Annotated in this window: 1 protein-coding gene; it reads left to right on the top strand. The window is 45.0% G+C overall.

Features of this window, described 5'->3' with window-relative positions:
• Window positions 1-564 (top strand): replication protein (locus tag C3E87_RS14450; protein WP_143571069.1); only part of this gene is annotated, 564 nt, incomplete at both ends.

Here is a 564-nt window from a genome sequence, read left to right on the forward strand (position 1 = left end):
ATACTCAACTTCGGCAGAGGTAACTTTGCCGGACAGGAGCGTAATGTGGCAGATCTCGATGATGGTTACGCCAGACTATCAAATATGCTGCTTGAGGCTTATTCGGGCGCAGATCTGACCAAGCGACAGTTTAAAGTGCTGCTTGCCATTCTGCGTAAAACCTATGGGTGGAATAAACCAATGGACAGAATCACCGATTCTCAACTTAGCGAGATTACAAAGTTACCTGTCAAACGGTGCAATGAAGCCAAGTTAGAACTCGTCAGAATGAATATTATCAAGCAGCAAGGCGGCATGTTTGGACCAAATAAAAACATCTCAGAATGGTGCATCCCTCAAAACGAGGGAAAATCCCCTAAAACGAGGGATAAAACATCCCTCAAATTGGGGGATTGCTATCCCTCAAAACAAGGGGACACAAAAGACACTATTACAAAAGAAAAAAGAAAAGATTATTCGTCAGAGAATTCTGGCGAATCCTCTGACCAGCCAGAAAACGACCTTTCTGTGGTGAAACCGGATGCTGCAATTCAGAGCGGCAGCAAGTGGGGGACAGCAGAAGAC

Source organism: Tessaracoccus sp. ZS01, assembly GCF_022342445.1.
Classification (GTDB): Bacteria; Actinomycetota; Actinomycetes; order Propionibacteriales; family Propionibacteriaceae; genus Arachnia.